This window comes from Oerskovia douganii (genome assembly GCF_015142735.1).
GTDB lineage: Bacteria > Actinomycetota > Actinomycetes > Actinomycetales > Cellulomonadaceae > Oerskovia > Oerskovia douganii.
This window is the reverse complement of the sequence record NZ_JACSPN010000002.1, coordinates 251,503-275,459: the sequence shown is the minus strand read 5'-3', so window position 1 is coordinate 275,459 and position 23,957 is coordinate 251,503. Positions and strand designations below refer to the sequence as shown.

Annotated in this window: 24 protein-coding genes and 1 tRNA gene; 7 read left to right on the top strand and 18 right to left on the bottom strand. The window is 71.1% G+C overall.

Annotation, left to right across the window (positions count from 1 at the left end):
* Positions 1–18: 18 nt before the first annotated feature.
* Entirely contained in the window at positions 19–339 is a 321-nt protein-coding gene (locus tag H9623_RS02880) for a DUF3263 domain-containing protein (RefSeq protein ID WP_193718573.1), read from the bottom strand.
* A gap of 202 nt (positions 340–541) precedes the next feature.
* On the opposite strand from H9623_RS02880, the gene H9623_RS02875 reads away from it, so the two are divergent.
* Both H9623_RS02875 and H9623_RS02870 read left to right on the top strand, forming a co-directional pair.
* On the top strand, positions 542–1,198 hold the full coding sequence (locus tag H9623_RS02875; RefSeq protein ID WP_227748091.1) for a uracil-DNA glycosylase: 657 nt from the start codon (positions 542–544) through the stop codon (positions 1,196–1,198).
* A gap of 93 nt (positions 1,199–1,291) precedes the next feature.
* Positions 1,292–2,146, top strand: coding sequence for an SGNH/GDSL hydrolase family protein (locus tag H9623_RS02870; RefSeq protein WP_321575248.1), 855 nt, complete (start codon positions 1,292–1,294; stop codon positions 2,144–2,146).
* Between the two features lie 22 nt (positions 2,147–2,168).
* Here H9623_RS02870 and H9623_RS02865 read toward each other — a convergent pair whose 3' ends face one another.
* From H9623_RS02865 to H9623_RS02850, 4 genes are all read right to left on the bottom strand, one after another.
* A complete protein-coding gene (locus H9623_RS02865; protein WP_321575247.1) occupies positions 2,169–3,677 on the bottom strand; it encodes a glycoside hydrolase family 36 protein in 1,509 nt (502 codons plus the stop codon).
* Between the two features lie 71 nt (positions 3,678–3,748).
* Positions 3,749–5,089 (bottom strand): ABC transporter substrate-binding protein, encoded by a 1,341-nt coding sequence (locus H9623_RS02860; protein ID WP_193718571.1) that lies wholly within the window; start codon positions 5,087–5,089, stop codon positions 3,749–3,751.
* 55 nt (positions 5,090–5,144) lie between these two features.
* Positions 5,145–6,038 (bottom strand): carbohydrate ABC transporter permease, encoded by an 894-nt coding sequence (locus tag H9623_RS02855; protein ID WP_321575246.1) that lies wholly within the window; start codon positions 6,036–6,038, stop codon positions 5,145–5,147.
* A gap of 38 nt (positions 6,039–6,076) precedes the next feature.
* Positions 6,077–7,030: a carbohydrate ABC transporter permease gene (locus H9623_RS02850; protein WP_193718569.1), complete on the bottom strand. Its 954-nt coding sequence runs from the start codon at positions 7,028–7,030 to the stop codon at positions 6,077–6,079.
* Between the two features lie 79 nt (positions 7,031–7,109).
* Here H9623_RS02850 and H9623_RS02845 point away from each other — a divergent pair, with 79 nt between their 5' ends.
* Entirely contained in the window at positions 7,110–8,303 is a 1,194-nt protein-coding gene (locus H9623_RS02845) for an ROK family transcriptional regulator (protein ID WP_193718568.1), read from the top strand.
* A gap of 1,054 nt (positions 8,304–9,357) precedes the next feature.
* Here the strand turns inward: H9623_RS02845 and H9623_RS02840 are convergent.
* The 8 genes from H9623_RS02840 to H9623_RS02805 form a co-directional block, all read right to left on the bottom strand.
* Positions 9,358–10,173 (bottom strand): GAF domain-containing protein, encoded by an 816-nt coding sequence (locus H9623_RS02840; RefSeq protein WP_193718567.1) that lies wholly within the window; start codon positions 10,171–10,173, stop codon positions 9,358–9,360.
* Between the two features lie 835 nt (positions 10,174–11,008).
* Complete coding sequence (locus H9623_RS02835) at positions 11,009–11,383, bottom strand: hypothetical protein (RefSeq protein WP_193718566.1); 375 nt, start codon at positions 11,381–11,383, stop codon at positions 11,009–11,011.
* Positions 11,384–11,606: 223 nt separating this feature from the next.
* A complete protein-coding gene (locus tag H9623_RS02830; RefSeq protein ID WP_193718617.1) occupies positions 11,607–12,440 on the bottom strand; it encodes a phage major capsid protein in 834 nt (277 codons plus the stop codon).
* Between the two features lie 172 nt (positions 12,441–12,612).
* On the bottom strand, positions 12,613–13,080 hold the full coding sequence (locus H9623_RS02825) for a hypothetical protein (RefSeq protein WP_193718565.1): 468 nt from the start codon (positions 13,078–13,080) through the stop codon (positions 12,613–12,615).
* Positions 13,081–13,282: 202 nt separating this feature from the next.
* Positions 13,283–13,459, bottom strand: coding sequence for a hypothetical protein (locus H9623_RS02820; RefSeq protein ID WP_193718564.1), 177 nt, complete (start codon positions 13,457–13,459; stop codon positions 13,283–13,285).
* Complete coding sequence (locus H9623_RS02815) at positions 13,456–14,238, bottom strand: hypothetical protein (protein WP_193718563.1); 783 nt, start codon at positions 14,236–14,238, stop codon at positions 13,456–13,458. Before H9623_RS02815 ends, H9623_RS02820 begins: the two co-directional genes overlap by 4 nt.
* A 28-nt stretch (positions 14,239–14,266) precedes the next feature.
* A complete protein-coding gene (locus H9623_RS02810; RefSeq protein ID WP_193718562.1) occupies positions 14,267–14,761 on the bottom strand; it encodes a hypothetical protein in 495 nt (164 codons plus the stop codon).
* Positions 14,762–14,865: 104 nt separating this feature from the next.
* Positions 14,866–15,054, bottom strand: coding sequence for a helix-turn-helix transcriptional regulator (locus H9623_RS02805; protein ID WP_193718561.1), 189 nt, complete (start codon positions 15,052–15,054; stop codon positions 14,866–14,868).
* Between the two features lie 112 nt (positions 15,055–15,166).
* Between H9623_RS02805 and H9623_RS02800 the strand changes: the two genes are divergently transcribed.
* Positions 15,167–15,916, top strand: a complete 750-nt coding sequence (locus H9623_RS02800) for a helix-turn-helix domain-containing protein (RefSeq protein WP_193718560.1) — start codon at positions 15,167–15,169, stop codon at positions 15,914–15,916.
* 97 nt (positions 15,917–16,013) lie between these two features.
* A complete protein-coding gene (locus H9623_RS02795) occupies positions 16,014–17,048 on the top strand; it encodes a tyrosine-type recombinase/integrase (protein WP_193718559.1) in 1,035 nt (344 codons plus the stop codon).
* Here the strand turns inward: H9623_RS02795 and H9623_RS02790 are convergent.
* From H9623_RS02790 to H9623_RS02770, 5 genes are all read right to left on the bottom strand, one after another.
* On the bottom strand, positions 17,045–17,251 hold the full coding sequence (locus tag H9623_RS02790; RefSeq protein ID WP_193718558.1) for a hypothetical protein: 207 nt from the start codon (positions 17,249–17,251) through the stop codon (positions 17,045–17,047). The genes H9623_RS02795 and H9623_RS02790 overlap by 4 nt on opposite strands.
* 136 nt (positions 17,252–17,387) lie before the next feature.
* Positions 17,388–17,460 (bottom strand) — tRNA-Thr (locus tag H9623_RS02785).
* Positions 17,461–17,551: 91 nt separating this feature from the next.
* The gene (locus H9623_RS02780; RefSeq protein WP_193718557.1) at positions 17,552–18,391 is read right to left on the bottom strand and encodes a DsbA family protein; all 840 of its coding nucleotides are present in this window, start codon (positions 18,389–18,391) and stop codon (positions 17,552–17,554) included.
* 135 nt (positions 18,392–18,526) lie between these two features.
* Positions 18,527–19,138 carry a hypothetical protein gene (locus H9623_RS02775; RefSeq protein WP_193718556.1) on the bottom strand — a complete coding sequence of 204 codons (612 nt, stop codon included), beginning with the start codon at positions 19,136–19,138 and terminating at the stop codon, positions 18,527–18,529.
* Positions 19,139–19,188: 50 nt separating this feature from the next.
* The gene (locus H9623_RS02770) at positions 19,189–21,426 is read right to left on the bottom strand and encodes a serine/threonine-protein kinase (RefSeq protein WP_193718555.1); all 2,238 of its coding nucleotides are present in this window, start codon (positions 21,424–21,426) and stop codon (positions 19,189–19,191) included.
* Positions 21,427–21,546: 120 nt separating this feature from the next.
* Here H9623_RS02770 and otsA point away from each other — a divergent pair, with 120 nt between their 5' ends.
* Together otsA and otsB are read left to right on the top strand one after the other, a co-directional pair.
* On the top strand, positions 21,547–23,013 hold the full coding sequence (otsA, locus tag H9623_RS02765) for an alpha,alpha-trehalose-phosphate synthase (UDP-forming) (protein ID WP_227748040.1): 1,467 nt from the start codon (positions 21,547–21,549) through the stop codon (positions 23,011–23,013).
* On the top strand, positions 23,010–23,900 hold the full coding sequence (gene otsB, locus H9623_RS02760) for a trehalose-phosphatase (RefSeq protein WP_193718554.1): 891 nt from the start codon (positions 23,010–23,012) through the stop codon (positions 23,898–23,900). Before otsA ends, otsB begins: the two co-directional genes overlap by 4 nt.
* Positions 23,901–23,957: the final 57 nt, after the last annotated feature.

The following is a 23,957-nucleotide window of genomic DNA, read 5'->3' as shown; positions in this document are numbered from 1 at the left end:
CCCGACTTGGCTCAGCGACTAAATGTCGCCGAGGCGGCGGGCGGACCGCGCACGCTGCCGGGTGGACCGCATGCGGCGCAGGCGCTTGACGAGCATCGGGTCGTGCGCGAGCGCGGCCGGGGAGTCGATGAGGGTGTTGAGCGCCTGGTAGTAGCGGGTCGCCGTCATGTCGAAGAGCTCACGGACCGCCTGCTCCTTGGCCCCGGCGTACTTCCACCACTGCCGCTCGAAGGCCAGGATCTCCTGGTCCCGGGTCGAGAGACCCGGTCCCGTGGCCGACGCCTCGTCCGTCCCGGCGGGCGCGACGAGGGGCTCGGTCGCGGCGAACGCTTCGCTCATGGGCAGGTTCCTCACTCGTCGGACGCGTCCGGCCCCTCGACGGGGCCAGGACCTGGACCGCTCCAGCCTACGCGCGAACCACACCCGTGTCATTCACCCGGTCGCGTACCCTCACGGCGTGAACAGCTTCGCGACGCCACCGTCCGCGGGTGCCCTCGAGCAGGTCCCCGACGGCAGCACCCCTCGCCCGCTCGCCGAGATCATGGCCCCCGACTGGGCCGAGGCGCTCGCCCCCGTCGAGCCCCGGCTCCGTGCCGTGGGCGACTTCCTCCGCGCAGAGTCCGCGGCCGGACGCGCCTACCAGCCGGCGCCGTCGGACATCCTGCGTGCCTTCCAGCGACCGCTCGCCGACGTGCGCGTCCTGATCGTCGGTCAGGACCCGTACCCCACGCCCGGGCACGCCATGGGACTGTCCTTCTCCGTCCAGCCGCACGTGCGTCCCGTCCCCCGCTCGCTGCAGAACATCTACGCCGAGATGGCGACCGACCTCGGCACGCCCACCCCCGTGCACGGCGACCTGTCCGCGTGGAGCGACCAGGGGGTCATGCTGCTCAACAGGGTCCTGACCGTCGGCGCGGGCGACGCGGGCTCGCACCGCCGCAAGGGCTGGGAGGCCGTCACCGAGGCCGCGATCCGCGCGCTCGTCGACCGCGGAGCGCCCCTCGTCGCGATCCTCTGGGGCCGCGACGCCGCGACGCTCAAGCCCCTGCTGGGCGAGACCCCGGTCGTCGAGAGCGCGCACCCCAGCCCCCTGTCCGCGCGCCGCGGGTTCTTCGGGTCGCGCCCGTTCTCGCGCGTCAACGAGCTCCTCGTGGCCCAGGGAGCGACGCCCGTCGACTGGACGCTGCCCACGGCCTGACCCCCGCGCGGCCACCCGGCCGCCCGGGCCCCGCGACGCCGTCGGGCAGGAATCTCCCGGGACGGACGGCGCCCGGTGGCGGACAATGGACCCGTGACCACCTCGCAGCCGGACACGCAGCCGGACACGCCACCGGAAGAGAACGCGCCCCGCTGGGGCAGCTACGTCGCGATCGGCGACTCCTTCACGGAAGGGCTCTGGGACCCCTACCCGAACGACCCCGACCGCCAGCGCGGCTGGGCCGACCTCCTGGCCGGGCACCTGTCGACCCGCCGCACGGCCGCGGGCGAGGCCCCGCTCGAGTACGCCAACCTCGCGATCCGCGGGCGGCTCCTGCGCTCGATCCTCGCCGAGCAGGTCTCCGCGGCGCTCGCGCTCGAGCCCGACCTGGTGAGCCTCATCGGGGGCGGCAACGACATCCTGCGCCCCGCGGCCGACATCGACCGCCTCGCCCGCAACCTGGACCACGCGGTCGGGAGGCTGCGCGCCGAGGGCATCGACGTGCTGCTCGGCACGGGCTTCGACACGTCCGGCTCGCCGCTCGTGGGGCTCACGCGCGGGCGCGTCGGGGTCTACAACGCGCACATCTGGTCGATCGCGCGCCGCCACGGCGCGCACGTCCTGGACCTGTGGGGCATGGCGTCCCTGCACGACTGGCGCATGTGGTCGTCGGACCGCATCCACCTCACGCCCGACGGGCACCGGCGGGTCGCCCAGGCGGCGCTCGTGGGCCTGGGGCAGGTGCCCGACGACGCCACGTGGGACGACCCGCTGGCTCCCCTCCCGCCCGTCCCGGCCCTCGACCGGGCCCGGCAGAACGCCGAGTGGGTGCGCGTGCACGTCTACCCGTGGGCGACGCGGCGGCTCCGTGGCCGGTCCTCGGGCGACCTGCGCGTCCCCAAGGCGCCGGCCCTCACCCCCGTGCAGTCGGACCTCGGGACCGACTGACACGGGAGGTGCTCCGGCTCGCTCACTTCACGACCATGGACTCCGTCTCGCGGCGGTCCCCGCTCAGGTACCCGGCGAAGTCGACCTCGCGGTCCCCGATCCGGTAGGCGAACCGCCCGGTCCTCTCGATGCGTGGCCGCGCCACGAGGAAGTCCCGCAGCCGCTCGCGCTCGTCGGCGTCGAGCCAGGCGATGGGGTCGGAGGTGGACCTGAACCCGGTGATCAGGGCCAGGTCGACGAGCGCCCGGCCGGCGTTCTCGTCGAGGAGCGTGCGGCGCGAGCGGAAGTACACGACGTCCGGGTCGACGTCGTACCAGTCCTTCATCCACGTCCGCGCGACGGAGCTGGCGAGGCTGTTGAGCGCGCCGGGGCCGCTGGGGTCGCGCCGGCGCTCGGTGTTGTCCCAGTACGGGGCGACGTCGGGCCCCACCCGCACCCCGTCGAAGAGCCCCACGGAGGCCAGCATCGGGACACCGCACCCCAGGAGGTAGGTGTCGGGCCCGACCGCGTCCCGGACGAGCTCGACCGCGGCGCGGTAGACCTCCTCGCGGTGGCCGCCGCCCGAGCGGACACCGGGGAGCGCGCCGGCGTACATGAAGTCGAGCTTGAAGTAGGCGAAGCCCATCCCGGTCAGACGGGTGAAGAGCGCCCGCAGGTGGTCCTGGACGTCGGGCCGGGTCGTGTCCAGGGCGTAGTAGTGCGTGCCCCAGTTGTACCCGGCGACCAGCGGCCCACCGTCGGCGTCCTGCACGAGCCACTCGGGGTGGTCGCGGGCCGTGTCGGACTGCGGCAGGCAGATGAACGGGGCCAGCCACAGGCCCGGACGGGCACCGACGCCGGTGATGCGCGCGACGAGCCGCTCCAGCCCGGACGGGAACCCCGGCCCCTCCGTCCAGTCGCCGACGACCTTCTCCCACCCGTCGTCGACCTGGACGACGTCGAACGGGTACCCCGCGAGGTCGTCGATCGCCTCCCCCAGGGAGACCTCGTCGATGTTCTCGAAGAACGAGTACCAGGACGACCACACCGGACCGACGGAGCCCGTCGCGCGCCCCAGCCGGGACGCGACCAGCCCCGCGTACTGCGCGAACACGACGGCCTCGTCGCCGATCGCGAGGTACCACTCGGTCCCCGTGGACTCGCCCGTCCCCCACATGCGTCCGTCGTCGGCGCCGACGAGCGACGTCCCCAGGTCGAGCGCGCCCAGGAGCAGGACCTGCCCCGCGCCCGCGTCGAGGGCCCCGAGGACGCTCCCCTGGTGGCGGGTGGGGTCGTCGACCGCGGCGTCGTCCGCGGTCAGGAGCCGCTCGGGGTTGTCGTAGATGCGCAGAGGCTCGTCGGACAAGGATCGCCACCCGGTGGGCGACCAGGAGTTCCAGCCGTTGCGGTAGAAGCTCGTGGCCCCGAAGGGGTGCTCGATGCTGAGGTTCGCCCCGCGCAGCAGGAACCCGCCGGCGCTCTCCTCCGGTCGGCTGCTCGAGCGGACGGTGAGGGGGCCGTCAGCGGTGTGGATCGTGTGGGTGTGCGTCACGGTCGTCGGTCTCCGGTCTGGGATGCGGGTGGTGCCGCGGTGTCGACCACGGCACCACCCGCGTGGTGCGGCTAGTCGAACAGGTTGTTGATGCGGCCGTTCAGGGTCGCCAGCGCGGTGGCGGGGTCGACCTTGCGCTGCTGGATGTCGTCGATGACGGCCTGCGCCTCGGACTGGATCTCGTTGGCGTGCAGCGTGATGGGGTAGTACGCGACGCCGTCGGGGTCCTGGGCCTGGTCCAGGAACGCCGAGACGTCGACGCCCTGCTCCGCCCGGACCTCTGCGGACCGCTGGGCCGCCTCGGTGATGGCGGGGAAGACGACCCCGGTCTCGGCCACGAGGTCCTGGCACTCGGACGAGCCGATGAACTTGACGAGCTCCCAGGCCTCGTCGGGGTGCTCGGTCCCCGCGATGATCGACGGCGCGAGGCCGTTGGTCTTGCGCCCCTCAGGCCCGACGGGCAGCGGCGCGAACGCGAAGTCCTGCTCGCTCGCACCTGCCCACGTGCCGATGCGCCAGGACCCGTCGGAGATCATCGCCGCCTTGTTCTGCAGGAGCTGCGGCTCCAGCCCGAGCTGGCCGGCGTTCTCGAACGGGACCATGTAGCCCGCCTCGATCTGCTGCTGCCACCAGGTCAACGTCTCGGCGAGCCGCGGGTCGTCGAGCTGGTACTCGGTGCCGAACGGGTTCTCGTCGAGGTACTCGAAGCCCGTGGAGAGCGCGCTCCACGACCACTGCGTCTGCCCGACGACGCCTCCGCCGGTCTCCAGACCCCACCCGTAGGTCTGGACGGCGTCCTTGTCGAAGCCGGGCTCGTCGCCGCGCACGCCGTTCTTGTCGATCGTGAGCCGCGCGATGAGGCTGGCGAAGGTCCCGCCGTCGGTCGGGTTCCACGTCAGCTCGTCCAGCGCCGCGGGGTCGACCCCCGCCTCCTGGAGGTCGGCGGTGTTGTAGACGAGGCCGATCGTGTCCCAGTCCTGCGGCAGCCCGTACCGGGCGCCGTCCTTGACCCACAGGTCCGCGAGCCCCGCGGTGTACCGGTCGAGGTCGATCCCGTCCTTCTCGACGTAGGGCTGCAGGTCGAGGAGCTGCCCGTTCGCCGCGAGCTCCGGGTAGTACTGGACGTGGTCGGTGATCACGTCGGGCGCGGTCCCCGAGACGATGCCGGTGGTGATCGTCTTCCAGTAGTCGTCCCAGCCCTGCTGGTTGATCTCGACCTCGATGCCCGACGCCGCGGTGAAGGCGTCGGTGCACTGCTGGTAGGCGGGGAGCTGGTTCGGGTCCCACAGCGAGTACGTCAGGGTGACGTCGCCGCCGTCCCCGCCGCCGCTGCCGGATCCCGCGGAGCAGGCCCCGAGGGCGATGGTCGACGCAGCGATCAGCGCCACTGTGCGCAGATGCCGAGTGTTCATGGGAGTGCCTTTCAGGTGACGGCCTGCTCAGGCGCGGGACCGGTGGGGGTGGCGACTACTTGACGCCGGAGAAGCCCAGCGAGTCGACGATCTTGCGACCGAAGACGATCAGGAGCAGGAGCATCGGGACGACCTGCAGGGAGGCGGCAGCCATCAGACCGGACCAGTCCGGCGACGTCGAGGGCGAGGACTGGGCGAACGTCGCGACCGCGACGTTGAGGAGCCGCACGCTCGGGTCCCGCCCCACGAGCTGCGGCCACAGGTACTCGTTCCAGGCCGTGACGGCCTGGATGATCGCCAGCGTCGCCATCGGTCCGGACGCCATCGGCAGGATGATCCGCGTCAGCACCCGGAACCTTCCGGCGCCGTCCAGCAGCGCCGCCTCCTCGATCTCCCGGGGGATGCCGAGGAAGAACTGGCGCAGGAAGAAGATGGCGAACGGTGTCATCAGCAGGTACGGCGCAACCAGGCCCGCGAACGTGTCGATCCACCCGAGGTTCCGCATGAGGACGAAGTTCGGCAGCACGGCGAAGATGGGCGGGACCATCATCCCGGCGAGGAAGACCGTGAAGATCACGTCCCGCCCCGTGAACCGCAGCCGGGAGAACGCGTACGCCGCCAGCGCGCTGAAGCCCACCTGGCAGGTCACGACGACCCCGGTGAAGACCAGCGAGTTGCGCAGGTAGAGGAAGAAGTCGACGTTCTGCCCGCTGCCGCCCGCGGCCGCGGCCTCCTCGGGCGTGGCGAGCCCCAGCACCCGGCTGAAGTTGATCGCGGTGGGATCGGGTGGGACCAGGGACATGCTGCCGGAGAAGATGTCGCTGTTCGCCGTGAAGGCCGTCCGCAGCATCCACAGGAACGGGAAGACGGTGATGACCAGGAGGACGATCAGCGCCGTCCACGACAGCGCCGTGCTCGGGGTGGGCCGTCTGCGCGGTCGACGCCTCACGAGGGTTCCGTGGGCGGCAGGTGGGGTCGAGGAGGACATCAGTTACCGTCCGATTCCGTCGCGCGCAGAGCTCGGAGCTGCACGAGGCTGAAGGTGAAGATGATCGCGAAGAGCACCACGGCCATCGCGGCCCCGTAGCCCATGTCGAACTGCTCGAACGCCTTCTGGTAGATGTAGTAGTAGATGACGCGGGTGGAGTTGCCCGGGCCGCCGGAGGTCGCGACCGCGACGGTGTCGAAGATCTGGAACGAGCCGATCATCGACACCACGAGGACCAGCGCGGTGATGGGCCGCAGCAGCGGCAGCGTGACGGACCGGAAGGTCCGCAGGTACGAGGCCCCGTCGAGGGCGGCGGCCTCGTAGACGGACGGCGAGATCGTCTGGATCCCCGCGTAGAACAGCAGGGCCGTGTAGCCCATGTTGCGCCAGGTGTTGACCAGCGCGACGGTGACGATCGCCAGGTCCGAGCTGCCGTAGAAGCTCTGCGTGCGGGCACCGACGAACTCCAGGACGTGGTTCACGAACCCGACGTTGGGGTCGAGCATGAACAGCGTCACGATCGCGATCGTGACGTTCGGGATCAGCCAGGGGAGCAGGATCGCGCTGCGTGCCGCGAGCCCGATGCTCAGCCGCTGCATCAGGAGCGCGATCGTGAGCCCCAGGGCCATCTGGGTCGTGATGTTCACGACCACGTAGACGGCGGTGACGCGCAGCGCGTTCCAGAAGAGCGGGTCCTGGAAGAGGTCGGCGTAGTTGTCCAGGCCGACCCACCTGGCCTCGGTGAGCAGGTTCCAGTCGGTGAGGCTGATGCCGACCCCTCGGATCATCGGCCAGGCATAGAAGACCACGAAGCCGACCACGGCCGGTAGCAGGTACAGCGCGGCTGTCGGGCCGTCGGAGCTGCGCCGGCGCCGACGACCCGGGGGTCGGTCGCGGCGCTCGGGGGCGCGCCGGGCGTCCGGCGGGCGCACCGTCACGGTGGTGTTCGTCATCGAAGCCAGCCCATCAGGAGAAGGAACTTATTTATGCAAGTTGGAAATGTAATGCCGATGCAGTAGCCTGTCAACTGCCATGGACACCGCATCCTCAGCCCGCACCGGCGACCGTTCCTACCTGCGACGACGCAACTCGATGGCCGTCCTCGAGCAGATCTGGGACACGCCCGCGACCGTCGCCGAGCTGGCGCGCGCGACGAGCCTGTCGCGCACCGCAGCCGAGGCCGTCCTGGCCGACCTCCTCGCCGCCGGATGGGTGCGCGCCGGCGGCCCCCGCAGCGACCGGGCCGGGACCGTCGGCCGACCTGCGGCCTTCTACTCCCTGGCCCCCGAGGGCGGATACCTCGCCGGTGTGGACATCGGCGCCCACCACGTCTCGGGGGCGATCGCCCGCATCGACGGCGAACGCCTCGCGACCGTCCACCTGCCCGCCGACGAGGACACCCCCGCCGATGATCGTCTGCAGGCCGCAGCGGAGGCGCTGACGGCCGCCCTCGCCGAGGCCGGCGTCAGCTCCGACGCCCTGTGGGCCGTCACCGTCGGGACCCCTGGCGTCATCGACGACGGCAAGGTGATCCACTTCGGTGGTCAGGGCATGCCGGGCTGGGTGGGCACGGACGTCGCCAGAGCGTTCGACGACGTCACCGCTGCCCCCGTCTTCGTCGAGGGCGACAGCGCCCTCGGCGCGCTCGCCGAGATGGCGCACGGCGCCGCCAAGGACGTCGAGGACTTCGTCTACATCCTCAGCGGCGTGCGCACCGGCGCGGCGATCGTCGCGCACGGGGAGCTCCATCGCGGACATCGCGGCGGGGCGGGTCTCGTCGGCGAGCTTCCCGCGGTGCGGTGGCGCGAGCTGGAGCACGAGCTCTACGGCGCTCCGGACCTCCCGGCCCCTCGGCCGACCCGCCAGGAGATCTTCGCGCGAGCCGACGCAGGAGATCCACAGGCCATGGCCGCGGTCGCCGACTTCGGCCGCACGCTCGCGGTCGGGTCGGCCGTCATGGTCCTCGCGGTCGACCCTGCGGTCCTGGTGCTCGGCGGCCCCAACGCCCAGCACGCGCACCTGTTCCTCGACCAGTTCACCCAGGTCCTGACGGACCTGTGCCCGCTGCCACCGACGGTCGAGGTCTCCACGCTCGGCCCCGACGCCGTCCTGGCCGGGACGATCAGCCGAGGGATCGCGTCCCTGCGTCGCGGCCTGTGGCAGGCCGTGGAGTCGCAGCCCGCGTTCCCGCCCTCGACCCCGACGCCCGGCGCGCTCGCCCTCTAGGAGGGCGCGCCGCGAGCAGCAGGGTCCACGAACGCCGACAGGCCAGGTCCACGGAAGGACCTGGCCTGCTGGGACGGAGCCGCCTGTCGGGTTCGAACCGACGACCTTTCGCTTACGTGCCCGTAGTTTTCATCGTTATGCGGTGGATCAGCAATATTGCCTGTCACCTGGGATGACGCTCGACCGCCGACCTTCACTGACGCTCGTCGTTCGGCGGTGGATCGCGTCGATTCCGCCGGGTAAGCGGTGGGTGACCATCCGTCAGGCGGATGCTGAGCCTCCTTCACGGAGGCTCAGCGATGGGGTGCGTCAGGCGCACCCCTGGCCTGGGGTAAGCCCGGCTTACCTGGGTCTTCTTCGCGGCGCCGCGAAGAAGGCCCAGGCGGCCAACCTTGGTGACGCCACCGGAGTTTTCAGGGTGGACCTTGAAAAGGGTCCGCAGATTGTGCGACCCCTTGGCCGATGCTCCGGAGGGGTACACAGTGTGTACACCCCTTGGAATGGGGTAATTCGGCGTCACCCCATGGAAGGGTGCCCTCGACACCGTCGAGGCCATCCGCCCGGGCTCAACAAGGGGGTACGCCAGACGTACCCCCTTTGGCCAGCTCCGATGCCCTCAGCAGTACTGAGGTCACCGGGAATGGGGTAGGTCCGAGCGACCCCAGGGTGTCGATCTGACCGACACCCTGGGCGACCTGGGGCGGGGACTCTGCCGGGGTACTCGGCCAGCGAGTACCCCGGCGTGTCGCATCACTTTCGTGACGTCAGGGATGTGATGTCCGGTTTGCACCAAATTGCTGGCGTCAGCAAAGTGAAGGGATCAGGCGCGGCACAGGACCCCTGCGGCTGCACCGCCATAGTGGCGCAACTCGGGTGGGTTCAGCGCCGACGCTCAGCGCTTGCGGTCTGCGGAGCGTCTTTGTGGTCGCGCGGGGCGGACGAGAGCGTTCCCCGATTCACCTCGCGTCGCACAGACTCGAGATATCGGATCGGGTCACGCCGCATTTCTGCGACGCGACGGTCCATGTCGGTTGACCACTTGTCAGTGCTCATCTCAACCTCCCTCTCCCGATTGTGTACCAGTATCCGCCCAGGCACCCCCGCAAAGTGAGATGGCTGCGCTCGCGAGTCGCGCCAACACCTGAACTACCCCGACGTCGACCTTGGTGAGGTCGCCGGGCTTGGCCGCGTTGATGGTCAGTAGGCCGGCGACTCGGCCCGAGACCATGAGCGGGGCCGTGATGTACGTCCGGTACGACCGCTCTCGCGCGAGGTCGATGCCCTCTGGTGGCTTGGTTTCTAGATCCTCGCAGAAGGAGGGTACTCCGGTTTCTGCCTGCCTCCATACCTCTATGCCCTCCCCCGAGCTGCGGAAGAAGCGTGAGACCGGATCATCGCCGCGCCCCCAGGTCAGGGTGGGGTGAGGCAGCAGGCAGTCGTCGCCATCGATCCGCTCACGTACGAAGAACGATGCTCGCGAGCCATCGGGGTTCGTGAGGCTGAGGGCTGCCGTCAATGCTGCCCAAAGGACATCAGGAAGGGCGTCCTTCCTCTTCGTGGGTGTGGTCTTGCTCGCGAGGACGGCGAGGCACCGCACGAGCGGCCCCAGGCAGCCGTAGACCAAGAGCTTGAACTCGCCCGCCTCTCGAGCCAGGACCCGCTTCGACAGCGCCTCAACGACGACGCCGATAGCCCCCGGGCCCGCCACGGCAAGCGTCCAGAGCCCCCAGGGCCCAACCAACAGTCCAGCAGCGGCCAGAAGGAGTGCGGAGACGGGTCCTAGCAGGGTCGAGCGCGACGCTGCGCTCAGTACGGCCCTCCACAGGTCTTTCACGAGCCGTGACACTATCCCAGGCTGGCTGTTCAGCACTTGCTCGCCCAGTCTCCCCATCGAACTTCACCCGCCCTGGACGTGCGGGCATTCCCCTAGGTCGTGAGGGAATCGAGCTCGACATCAGCCCGCGCGTAGCGCGCCCGCTCCGATCGGTAGACCCGGCCCCACGCATAGGGTCACACCGTGTTACCCCACTCCGCGACAACCTCCGCACTCTGGAGGCTGTCAGCTTCCTGTCCGGCGAGGGATGCATGAGGAGTGCCCCCTCACGGAGATGGAACCTCCCCCGCACCCTCTGAGCCTCGCGGCAATTTGCGGGATCCCGCACAATCTCGGAGTGACGTCGTGAGCGTCCGCCTGGCGGATGGAACCTCCCGAGCGCGGGCGACCGAAACAACTTCGGCGGCGTCACCGAAGGTCGCCTTCCCTGGGTAGGGGCGTCCAGCAGACAGACCCCTTTCCAGGGTCAACCCCGAAATCCTCGCGGGGCGCGCCGGGCGTCTGAAGGGGGTGCACTCGGAATGCACCCCTCGTCGAGGCGCTCGGTGTCGAACCGTACGGTGCCGAGAACCGGGCTGATCCGACGTCACCCCGTGGAGGGGTGCTCTCCGCGCTGTCGAGGCCGTCCGCCCGATGGACCCCCTTCCCGAGGCTCGACGATGGGGTCAGTACTGCTGACGTCATCCAGGCTCGTTGACGAGGGTCCGCTCGCAGGCGACTTCAAGTGAACCCTCGCTGAGGGCGAGAGTTGCCAGTCTCCGCGGGGCGGACAGCACGGGCGATGGGGTCGATTGCGTCGAGGCCATCCCGGCGGCCCAGGGGCGACTAGGTCGGGTCGATGAACCGAGAAGACGTTCCGGCGAGGGGTCGGCTACTCCTTCGCGAGGTCCCGGAGCTCGACGTCGATCGCCCGGACGCGGTCGGTTACGTCTTCGACCGATCGCACCGGGAAGCGCACGGCCTGTCCCGGGGCGTATGTCCCGACGACGAACCCCTCATCGACCAGCGTCGCTCGTTCCGCCTCGAGGGCCTTCGTCCTCACGTAGCGCTCGAACGATCCTGTGAGCAGCCACCGCTCTCCGGTGGCCGGCTGTCCGTCCGTCCAGTAGACGAGCAGGGGTGGCGCTCCGGCATGTGCGAGTGCAGTCACGTCGTCCGCCGTCAGTAGGCACTCCGGGTCCTCGATGAGCCGATCGCGCACGGATGCGGGGAGCTTGGACCAAGCGGCGTCGTAGTTCGTGGTCATCCTCGGATCGTAGGGGGCCGGGGCGACGGGAAGGGGGCCAGGGCGCTGCTGTGCGGCGAAAGTATGACCACCACTGGAGATCCCCAGTCCCGTACAGGTCCAAATCCCCCTCTCCGGCGGTTCCGGCGGCTGGGGGCTAAGGGGGGACCCCCCGGAGGTGCGGGAGGGTCCGGCAGCGGCCTGGTTGAGGAGGGAAGACTCAGGCCGCTGCCGAGCGTGTGGGTCACGGCGTGAGCGTGACCTTCTGGATAGCCGCGGCGTGAGGGAAGCCGAAGCCCACGCGCATGATCGCGCGGACGGCGACTCGGTGGCTCGTGAAGAACACCGAGTGGTCGACGTCGACAGTCACGTCATCGCGAAGGACTACGAGCGAGCGATCGGCCGGGATGCCGAAGACGGTGCCGGGCGCGACCGCTGGCGAGACGAACAGCCGCACGCCCTGCACGAGTCGACGCGTGGGCTGCGTCGGGTCGACGCCAAGCAGCGGCCGGTTCGAACCGTCCTCGTCCTTGAGCTGCGCGAGGATCAGCGCGTCAGTCGGGTTCGCGACGAACGAGGTGATGGTGGCTCCGACCTGCTCTGCCTCAGCGATGGCCTCGGCGAACGGGTCGAGGTTGATCCATGCCGCCCCTGCGTCAACGACGTTCACCCCGACGAGTCCTCCGAGACCCTTCTGCGCCGGGGCCGCGGCGTTGCCGAAGAAGGCGGCGTCAACAACCTTCGCGATGGATCGGGCCAGACCCTCGCCGATGAGCTGGCCGGCCGCGGGGCTCGAGTCGCTGGCGAGCTCGGAGGAGATCGGGGTAAGCCCGGCAACCTTGGTGGGAGTGATGGTGAGCTGGTCCAGGGTGCCCTCGTCAGCGTTGATCTCGGCACCCTCGGCGACCCATGCTGCGTTCGGGTCGTCGGTGATGACCGGCACGCGCATCTTGGTCGTGCCGGTCGAGATGACGTTGGAGACCTGGAAGGCGATGGATCGGTCCTGAACGGGCTGGATGATGAGCGGCCCGAAGCTGTCGGGCAGGATGCCGGCAACGTTCGCGGTGGTGGTGAGCATGGTCACGGGTGACTCCAAGGGGGAGGGCGCTAGGTGGCGCGCACGGTCGATTGGTCTTCGACGCGGCGGCCACCGGCCTTCTCCGCGCTGCCCCGCTGGGGCTGCGTGACCTGGGGGCGAGCGCCTGGCCCGGCACCCTCGGTCATGTCCGAGTCTACCGGGCCAGGGCGCGTCATGCTTGGCGCGACAAGAGCCCCTGCCAGGTCGCCGGGGGGTTGCCTGTGCCCTCGGTACGGTGAGCGCCTGGGGACTCGAACATGACCGAGTGACGTTCGAGTCCGTGCGCTTCGGCCGCGCCGCGCGCAGCGCCCGAGAGTGCGTCGACGTCGAGCGTCCCGTCCTCTGCGGTGAAGTCGTCAACGGTGACGCCCGTCAACCACAGCGTCGCAGGCTTGGCGAGGATGCCGGCGATGTGTTGTTCAGCGGCCGCAGTCCGCAGCGCCTGGACCGTCTCTCGCAGCTGGTCCCGCTCACCCTCGGCCTCGCGCAGCTGTCGGCGGTACTTCGCAGCCTCGGCGCCAGGCCCCTTGGCGTCCGTCTCGGCCGCCTCGAGGGCGTCTCCTTCGCCCCCTGCGGCGGTGGCGACTTCCGCGGCGTCGCCGGTCTCGTCGGTGTCGGCCTGGATGGTGCTGTCGGTCATGGTCGTTCCTTCCGGTTGCGCCACGCGGTGAGCGCGGCTCGTTCGTGGGGGCATGTGCTGAAGCGGTGGGTCCCGCAGTCGTCGCAGTGCCACTGGTTGACGCGGTCGCTGCGACGGAACCGAGCGCGGGTCTCTCCGCGCCCGTCGAGGGCCACGAATGCGACGAACTGCCCTGGGCGGGCCGAGGTCTTGAGCCGGACGTTCACGCGGTCCCCCGTCCGGCCCTAACCAGACGGACGGCTCCGCAGGTGGGGCAGGTCAGGAGGTGCCAGCCGCGCAGGCTGGCGGGCTTGGATGTCCAGCCGGGCATGTAGCACCCGTAGCGGTGGGTGGTTCCGTGCTCGTCGGTGGTCTCGGGCCTGCTCGGGGTGGTCTTCATGCGGTCCTCCTGTCGTCGGCGGCGACGATCGCAAGGGCTGCTGCTGCCTCGATGACGGCGTCGCGCAGCGTGGTCTCGGGATAGGCGCCTTGAATCTGGGCGATGAGGCTGTGTGCTCTGGGGCCGTAGGCCACGAGCTCGTTCCTCGCGGACTCGTACTCCTCGTCTGGTCCTTGGTGCTCCTCGACGGCCCTCGCGCGCTGGTGAGACGAACTACGGGGCACCATGTTGGATTCGGCCTGTTGAAGTGGTGTTGAAGTCTCTTGTAGTAGGGCCCCACCTGAAGTGGGGTCTGTGACCCCACCTGAGATGGGGCCTGTGACCCCACCTGAAGTGGGGTCTGTAGACCCTGGCTGAGATGGGGTCTGGGGCACGCCGGGTTGGCCATTCCCCGTTCCCGTAGACCCCACCTGAAGTGGGGTCTGTGTGAGAGTGAGTCGGTACTCGCTGCGCCCGCCGTAGCCGCCCTGGCGTACCCGTTCGATCGCTCCGGCGTCGATGAGCTTCTTGACGTCAGTGCGCACGGCTTCGAACACGAGCCTGCGTTCACGACGGGCGTCCTCGGCGGCCGGACTCAGATCGTCCTCGTCTGGCTTCGCTGGCGCTGGTCGACCGATCGCAAGCCCGAGCCGCTCCTGCCCGCCCCAGTAGAGACAGGCCGCTTGCCCCTCACGGGACTCGTCGAGGGCCATGAACGCCATGAACACGAGCAGACGGAAGGGACGGTGCGGGAGGCTGTGCCACAGCGCGTAGACCTCCGCTACGTTCTTGGATCCCACTCCGCACCTCCCTCCCGTCGTCGCATCGTCAGTTCAGTGCCCCCGACATGGACTCCGGCGCGAACTCCGGCACACGTGCGACGAGGGCCAGGTCGTCGCCGTAGTCGCTCAGCGGACGCGCGACGTCGAGCTGCAGGGCGAGGAACCCGCCCTTGGCCGTGAACTCGAACCAGAACTCTCCGGCGATGGGCGCGGTCTTGCGGGCCTCGCGAACTGCTTGAACGAGCAGCGTCGTGGTCTCATCACGCGTGGCGTCTGAACGGATCCACGCCGATAGGCGCTTGAGCTCGAAGTTCCACGTGAGCGAGCCGACGATTCGGAACTCGCCCCCGTCCGGCAGCTTGTTCGTGAACGTCTTGCACCGGTTCGGCGACTCGACCATCCGCACGCCCGCGACCTCGCACAAGGCGAAGGCGGCGGGGAGCGTGAAGTCCTCCGGCTTCGTGGTGACCAGAACGGGTCGAAGGCCGGCCGGAAGCCGCGTCTTGTTGACCGCTCCCTCGGTGTCACGCAAGATGGTCATGTTCTTGATCTCCTTGGTAGGGGTTGGAACCACGCCCTCGGGACCGGTGCAACGGTCGCCGGGGGCTTTCACGCTGCGGCTGGGCGTCGCCGAGACTGGCCCCATCAGGCCGGCACCTGCTGTTCCAGCCACTGGTCTACGTCGGCCTGGCGCCACCGCAGGTGCTTGCCGACCTTCAGCGCACGGGGGCCGATTCCCCTCGTTCGCCAGGCGTAGAGGGTGGGGATCGGGACCCCGAGCTGTGCCGCCAGATCAATCGGAGTCAACAGGGGCGGTGTAGCCGCTTGAGCCATCTCAGTCCTCCTTTGTCTCGCCACGGGACACTTCTGACGACCCGCTGCTTCGTGATCACACAGTAACCATAGCTATCGCGAAAGCACAACATCGGATGTAGCCTGTGTCCCCATGGGACAAGAAGCAGGACGTGACTGGGCCGCTCGTTGGGCGAAGAGGATCGGCGAGAATCTCGCGGCACTCCGGAAGGAGCGTGGAGTTTCCGCGCGCGAGTTGAGCGAACGATGCGAAGGGCTTGGCTACCCCATCCCGCGAAGCACCATCGCGAACATCGAATCGGGCCGGAAACGCGAACTCCCAGTCCAGGAGCTCGCCGTCCTTGCGGCCGCGCTCAACCTCGCACCGCTGGCCCTGCTCTACGATTCCGAGCACATGCAGCCAGTGCTTCCGAACAAGGAGCGCACCCTTGGCGAGGCGCTTCTCTGGTTCAGCGGCGAGTGGCTACTGCGAGAAGATGAGGTCGCACCGGACTACGACGCTTGGATTCGACTGGATCCCTCGTTAATCGCACCCAGCAACTCGCAAGATGGCGGGATCGAGGCGCGTCGAGGTGTCGCCGCTGCCGAACGCCAGCTCGGACATCGCGTGGCGATGCGGGACCTCGCGCGCCAGGCTCTTCACGACCGCGATGCGAGTCTCGACCCTGACGGCGGCTCGTCCATGTATCGGCACCCCTCGAGATCAGGCGCTGATCGCCAGGCGTGGGAGGCGGAGTTGGACATCCGCGAGGCCCACGTGGCGTCGGCGGCCCGAGTCCTCAACGCGGCACGCGAGTGGGCGCGCGAGCGCGGTATCACCGTCGAGGCGGTGCCTGAATCAATCCGTCCCGACTACGAAAGGTATGGGCACGCAGATGCCTAGGAATCCACTGCCGATCGGGACGTGGGGGCGGATTGCTCGCACGGAGGTGGAGCGTGGCCGATGGGTGGCGCGGGCGCGGTTCCGTGACCCGGACGGGGTGACGCGCAAGGTCGAGGCATGGGGGAAGTCGGGCGCGGCTGCGGAGCGCGCACTGGTCCTGGCGATGACGGACCGCGCGACGATGTCAGGCACGGACCTGTCGAGTTCGACGCGGCTGGCGGCCCTTGGGGACTACTGGCTGCGCACCGAGGTGGATGCGTCCAAGCGGTCGACGAACACGCGCCAGCGGTACCGGTACGTCGTCGAGACGTTCATCGTGCCGGGTGTCGGTGGACTCACGGTCCGGGAGGCGACGGTGGCCGCGATGGACCGCTACCTGAAGCGAGTGACCGACGAGACGGGGGCGGCCACGGCCAAGCTCTGCAAGTCGGTCTTGTCGGGGATGATGGCGCTCGCCGTGCGTCACAACGCCGCGCCGGCGAACCCGCTGCGTGACGTGTCGAGGATCGAGTCTGCGGACAACGAGGTTCGGGCTCTGAGCTTCGACGAGGTGCGGGCGCTGCGAGAGATGCTCCGGGTCGACCAGAAGGCGGCGGCGGTCGACCTGCCCGCGCTCGTCGACGTGATGCTGGCGACGGGCGCACGCATCGGCGAGGTGCTCGCGTTGAGGTGGGACGACGTCGACCTCGAGGCCGGGACTGTCGCGATCACGGGCACGGTGGTGCGCGTGAAGGGCGAGGGGCTGACCCGTCAGGACACGACGAAGGGTCGGAAGGTCCGCAGGCTCCAGCTGCCCAAGTTCGCGGTCTCGCTGCTCCTGGACCGCTCGGTGAACGGCGTGCCTGGGGGTCCGTGGAACGTCCTCTTCCCGTCCGCGACGGGAGGCCTGCGAGAGGTGACGACGGTCGAGCGGCAGTGGCGGACATTCCGCGAGAAGCACTCCGGGTGGGGGTGGGTCTCGCCCCACACGTTCCGCAAGACGGTGGGCACGATGATCGAGCGCGACCGCGGGCTGGCTGATGCCGCGACGCAGCTCGGCCACACCTCCGAGAAGATCACCCAGCGCCACTACGTCGAGGTGCCGGATCTGGCGCCGGACTTCCGAGAGGTACTGGGGCGCTTCGCGGACTAGTCCGCGTCGACGACCCGGCCAACCACATGCAGCGTCCAAGGCTCGTCGCGACCGCGGACCTCCAGGGCCGGCTCGCCGTCAGGCACCTTGCCCTGAGCATGTACCGCACGTCGCCACTCGCTCACGGCGCGCGCCCGGACCTCGCTCTCCAGGACCTGGTCTCCGACGCTAATTTCGATCTCTACCGTGCCCTCGCCGCTCATGTTGGCGATCGTCTCGCGGTCCGCCAGGGGTCGCAAGAGGTATCGTCCGGAATCCAAAGCGGTGGGTTTCCGGTGGGTGCCTGTCTCGTAACGACAGCAGGCCAGGCCCAACATGGGGCCTGACCTGCTGCTATAGAGCCGCCTGTCGGGTTCGAACCGACGACCTTTCGCTTACAAGGCGAGTGCTCTACCAGCTGAGCTAAGGCGGCGTGCCACCCGGAGGGCGGCGGCACCGTGAGGTGCGCGAACAGCCTACCCGGTGCCGAGCAGGCGGTTGACGTCCGCCGAGCAGGCGGAGCGTCAGGCCTTGGCTTCCTCGACGGCCTTCTTGAGCTCGGCCGGGTCGGCCCAGTTGCCCTCCCAGCGCTCACCGTCGATCGTGATCGTCGGGGTACCGAACCCGCGGGTCCCCTGGAGGTCGGGGTTCTGCGTGGCGAGGTTCGTCGCGCCCTCGACCCAGTCGCCGAACTCCTTGACGGGCGTGCCCGCGGCGATCGCCTCGGCGACGTCGGCGGGGACGCCGGCGGTCCGGGCGATCTCGGCGAGCTGCGCGTCGGTCAGGCCGGCCGTGTTCTCCTCGGGCTGGTTGGCGAACATCGCCTCGTTGAACGCGTTGAACTGCTCGGGGGCGTGCTCGGCGACGTACGCGGCGGTGGCGGCCGAGCGCGTCGAGAACTGGCTGCCGGACGCGAGGCGGTCGAGGATCGACACCGGGTGCTGCACCAGGGTGATGTCACCGGCCTCGCGCATCTCGTCGATCGAGGCCGCGTTGACGTCCTCGAACTGACCGCAGACGGGGCACAGGTAGTCGAAGTAGACGCCGACCTCGACCGCGTCCTCGTTGGTGGTGCCCGCGACGCCGTCGGCGCCGACGGGGATGCCGCCCGTGTCGTTGGCCGTGGCGGGCGCGGTGACGCCGGTCAGGGGCTCGGTCGTGCGCGCCTCCTTCTGCTGCATCGCGGGGATGAAGACCCAGAGGAAGGCACCGATGAGCACGGCGAGGCCGCCCACGAGGGCGCCGATGGTGATCGCTCGGTTGCGCTTGTCGCGCTTGGCCTGCGCCTCACGCAGGGCGAGGGCCTCGGCACGGGCCGCGTCGCGGCGGTCGGCCTTGGTCTGGCGGGGTTCGTTCGTCGACATGAGAGTCCTTGGTGGTCGGGGGGTGGCGCGGCCCCACGCAGGGGCGCACTGGTCGCGAGGTTAGCGGTCCGGGCCGCGCGTGCCCAGGATGCGGGTGGCACCGGGGCGCGCGGCGGTGACGAGTCCTCGGAGTCGTCAGGCGGCCGCGAGCGCCGCGGGAGGCCCGCGCAGGGAACGCACCGCGGCGAGCGCGAGGTGGCGCAGGACCGTGGTCACGGTCCGGACGACCTGGCGGCACGAGCGCCCGACGGGGGCGAGCGGCGTCCGCAGGAGCGCGACGACGCGGCGCGGGCTCAGGACGACGGCCAGCCGGTCCCGGACCCGCATCGCCACGGCGGCCAGCCCGCAGCCGGCGAGCAGCAGTGCGAGGTGCGCGAGCAGCACGGGCAGGGCCAGGACCCCGACGACCGTGACCACGTGCGCGGGGTCTCCCCCGAGCGCGGCGGTCCCGGCGGGGCAGTCCGCCGTCTCGCGCAGGAGCGCCAGGTGGACGCCCGCCACGCCCCAGCCGCCCGGTGCGGGCAGGCACTGGTGGACGAGGCTGAAGCCGCGGTCCGCGAGGAGCGTCAGGGTCCCGACGACCAGGAGGAAGCCGGCGACGACGAGCGAGGTCACCGCGGGGAGCGTCCGGGCGAGCCGCAGGGGGGCGTCCGCGCGCACGCTCGAGCGGGCCGCGGGCGCGGCCTCGTTCGGGGGTGTGCCGGGCGAGGCGCCGAAGGGCGCTCCCGGGTCGGACGTCCTGATCACGACGTCAGCGTACCCGCGCATTCTGAGAGTTTCCGGTGAACCGCCGGGGATCACACGCTCGGGGGCGGGCCCGGGAAGGGAGCCCACACGACGGGCGCCCCGGCCCCCCAGGAGAACAGGACGATCGCGGCGAGCACGAGCCCGGTGAGCACCAGGAAGATCGCGCCGACGCGCCCCGGGGCGACGTGCGCGAGGGTCGTGCGCGCACCGTAGCGGGTGAGCCCGGACATCGGTCCGAACCACGCGAGCAGGACCGTGACCGCCATCGCGGCGCACAGCACGACGGTGAAGACCCAGGGCTCGTTGACCCCGCCGACCGACCGTGCCTCGACGGACTGCTGGGGGGCGAGCACGAGGACCCCGGGCGCGAGCAGCCACCACGAACCCACCACGAGCAGCACTCCCCCGCACAGCGCGACGATCAGGGACGGCACCGCGCCGACGAGGGCGCGCAGCGCGTACCACGGCGTCGCGACCGCCGTCCTGACGCCGTCGCTGCGCTGTGCCCCCTTGCGCTCGCGGCGACGGTGCAGGGAGTCCGCGCCGACCCCGACGACGCGGAGCGCGACCACGACCACGGCGAGCAGCACGAACGCGAGACCGGGGTACGTCCCGGCGAGCAGCACGAGCGGCAGCCCCAGCGCGAGCACGGTCCCGGTCCGGCGACGGTGCGCCGGGCGCACGTAGTCGGGGGCGGGGATCACGCCGAGCGGCCGTCCGAACGCGTCGAGGGGGTCCCCCGGGGGTCCGGCCTCCGGCGCGCCGCGCCCCTTCCTCCTGCCCGACGCCGGAGCCTGGGCCGGGGGCGCGGGCTGCGGCGGGTACGTGGCCGTGGTGGGCGGCGGGTACGTCGCCTGGCCGGGCGGGTACGAGCTCCGCCGCACCGCGGGCTGCACGAGGGTCGGCTGCTGGGCGGGGGCCACCGCGGGCTGGACCAGGGTCGGCTGCTCGGCCGGGGGCACCGCGGGCTGCACGAGGGTCGGCTGCTGTCCCCCCGGGCGGGCAGGCGGCGCCGGGGGGACAGAGGGCGGCGCGACCGTGGTGGCCGACGACGCCGACGCTGCCGCCGCGGGAGGGGCCGTGGGCACGGCGACGGTCCGGCCGTCGTTGGCGATCACCTGCGTCGCCGCGAGCGGCGGGATCGAGGGGGCCGGCGGGGTCGGCCGGGGCAGGGGGACGGCCGAGCGCACGGTCGGCACGACGCTGGTCGGCTGGACGTCTCCCGCCGAGGAGGGCAGGGCCACCGTGGCCGCGGCGGCCCCGGCGGCACCCGCACCACCGACCGCGGCCGCGCGCTCGGCGGCCGCGAGGGTCGACGCCGCGGCACCGAGGGCAGCACCCCCGGCGACGGCTCCCCCCGCGCCCCCGGCGAAGTGCTGCGGGACGACCGCCGTCGCACCCGTGGCGGGCGGCGCCGTCAGGCCGGCCGCCTCCTGGGCCGCACGGTGCAGGACCCCCGCGACCTCCGACGGGCCCAGCCGGCTCGCGGGGTCCGCCCGCAGCGCGGCCGCGAGGGCCGCCGCCGTCCGTGGCTCGAGACCGTCGAGGTCCGCCTCCCCCGTCCGTGCACGGGCGAGCACGGCCTCGACCGGGCGCATGCCGAACGGCGGTCGGCCGGTCGCGGCGAACGCGAGGAGGGCCGCCCACCCCCACCAGTCGCTGTTGGCGCTCGGTGCGGCTCCCTCGAGCAGCTCGGGCGCGAGGTATCCGGGCGTGCCCATGACCAGGCCGGTCGACGTGGCGCGCGCCTCGTCGAGCCCGTGCGCGATCCCGAAGTCGATGAGGACGGGTCCGTTCTGGGTGACCAGGACGTTGCTGGGCTTGAGGTCGCGGTGCACGACCCCGGCGGCGTGGACGGCCTCGAGGGCCTCGGCGAGCTGGTCGGCGAGCTCGAACAGGTCGTGGGCGTCGAGGGGGCCGCCGGTCGCGATCTCCTCCTCGAGGTTGGGTCCGTCGACGAGCTCGGTCACGATGAAGGCCTCGGAGCCGTCGAGCTCGACGTCGAGGATCTGCGCGACCGCGGGGTGCCGCAGCCGTTGGAGGGCGACGGCCTCGCGGCGCAGGCGGTCGCGACCCTGCGCGTCGACGTCGAGGTGGGCGTGCAGGAACTTGATCGCGACGCGGTTGCCCCCGCCGTCCTCGGCCTCGTAGACCGCGCCCATGGCGCCCGCTCCGAGCCGGGCGAGGATGCGGTAGCCGCCGACCTCGCTGCCCGAGGGCAGCCCGCCCCGGGGTGCGGTGCCGCTGCCCCGCACGGGGTCGACAGGTCTGCTGCTGGCCTCCTCCATGGTGTCAAGGTATCGACAATTCGGCCCGGTGCCCCTCTCTCCCGGGAGCAAGCGGGACGCGACACGGATAACCTGGGGGGAGATTCACCGAAGTTCAACCGAATACCAAGGAGATCTCCATTGACTGGCAAAGACGGCTACGACCTCGTCGTCGTGTCCAACCGGCTCCCCGTCGACTTCACGGTCGACGACGAGGGGCACGTCGACTGGAAGCGCTCCCCTGGGGGACTCGTCACGGCGCTCGAACCGGTCATGCAGAGGTCGGACGGCGCCTGGGTGGGCTGGTCGGGTGCGCCTGACCTGGAGGTCGAGCCCTTCGACGCCGACGACATGCGCCTCGTGCCCGTGACCCTGTCCGCGACCGAGATCGAGCGCTACTACGAGGGCTTCTCCAACGACACGCTCTGGCCGCTCTACCACGACGTGATCGCGCCTCCTGCGTTCCACCGGCAGTGGTGGGACGCCTACCGCCGGGTCAACCAGCGCTTCGCCGACGCCGCGGCCGCGCAGGCCGAGCAGGGCGCGACCGTGTGGGTGCACGACTACCAGCTCCAGCTCGTGCCCCGCATGCTGCGCGACCAGCGGCCCGACCTCAAGATCGGGTTCTTCAACCACATCCCGTTCCCGCCCCTCGAGCTCTTCCAGCAGCTCCCGTGGCGGCGCCAGGTCATCGAGGGGCTCCTGGGCGCGGACCTCATCGGGTTCCAGCGCGCGGGCGACGCGTCCAACTTCATCCGTGCCGTGCGCCGCCTGACGGGCTACACGACCCGCGGCCCCATCGTGACCGTCCCGGGCGGCGAGGACCGCCCCTCGCGCAACGTCCGCGCCGCCGCCTTCCCCATCTCGATCGACTCGCGCACGTTCGACGAGCTCGCCCGGACCCCCGAGGTCCAGGCCCGCTCGCGCGAGATCCGCGCGGACCTGGGCGACCCCGAGGTCATGATGCTCGGCGTCGACCGCCTCGACTACACCAAGGGCATCCGGCACCGCATCAAGGCCTACGGCGAGATCCTCCAGGACGGGCGCATCGACGTCGAGCACGTCACGCTCGTCCAGGTCGCGAGCCCCAGCCGCGAGAACGTGGGCGCCTACCAGGAGCTGCGCGAGCAGGTCGAGGGCCTCGTGGGACGCATCAACGGCGAGTACGCCGAGATCGGCCACGCCGCGATCCACTACCTGCACCACTCCTACCCGCCCGAGGAGATGGCAGCCCTCTACCTCGCGGCCGACGTCATGCTCGTCACGTCGCTGCGCGACGGCATGAACCTCGTCGCGAAGGAGTACATCGCGGCCCGCTCCGACGACCGCGGCGTCCTGGTCCTGTCCGAGTTCACCGGGGCGGCCGACGAGCTCGCGGGCGGGGCGCTGCTCGTCAACCCCCACGACATCGACGGCATGAAGGACATCATCGTCGCGGCCGCCAACATGGACGTCCGCGAGCAGCGCAAGCGCATGCGTCGCCTGCGCCGCCGCGTCCTCGCCGACGACGTGACCAAGTGGTCCGAGTCCTTCCTCGGCGTGCTGCAGGCCCTGCCGTCCCGCGACACCCCCCGCGCCCAGGCGCCGACCGAGGGGGAAGGCGCGTGACGTCGTCGGACCCGCAGAGCACCTCGCTCGACGGTGAGCTGACCGCGACCCTCGCCGCGTTCGCCGCTCGCGCGCCCGCCGGCCAGGGTGAGGACGCCGCCGGCCCGCTGCTGGTCGCGAGCGACTTCGACGGCGTCCTCGCGCCCCTCGGGGACGACCCGCTCGCGTCCCGGCCCACGCCGGGCGCGGCCGCGGCCCTCGCCCGCCTCGCGGCGACCGCCCCCGGACGGGTGCGCGTCGCGCTCGTGTCCGGACGTCGGATCGAGGACCTCGCTCACCTCGCGTCCCCGCCCCCCGGGGCGCTGCTCGTCGGGAGCCACGGCGCCGAGACGGGCGAGGTGCTCTCCCCGCTCCGCGACGGGGCCGAGGACGAGCGCCAGGTCCGTGCCGACGGGACCTCGGCCCGCGTGCGGCTGATCCCCGTCGCGCTCGACGCCGGGCAGAGCGACCTCCTGGCGGAGGTCACGGCAGGGCTCGAGGACGTCGCCGCGCCCGTCGAGGGGGCCTGGGTCGAGCACAAGCCCTCGGCCGCGGTGCTGCACACGCGCCTCTCCCCCGCGGGTCCCGCCCAGGCGGCCTCGGCAGCGGCCGTCGAGCTCGGGGAACGCCTCGGGGCGCACGTCATGGCGGGCAAGAACGTCGTCGAGATCGCGGTGACGAGCACGTCCAAGGGCATCGCGCTCGACGCGCTGCGCGAGGCGCTCGGCGCCCCGGCCGTGCTCTACCTGGGCGACGACGTGACCGACGAGCGGGCCTTCGCGGTGCTCGGCCCGGACGACGTCGGGATCAAGGTCGGTGACGGCGAGACCCTCGCCGCGCACCGCGTCGCCGACCCCGCCGGGGCGGCCCGCGTCCTCACCACGCTCGCGGACCTCCTCGGCGCCTGAGCGCGCACCGTCCGGGGGACCGGGGGGGGGGGGGGGGGGGGGGGGGGGGGGGGGGGG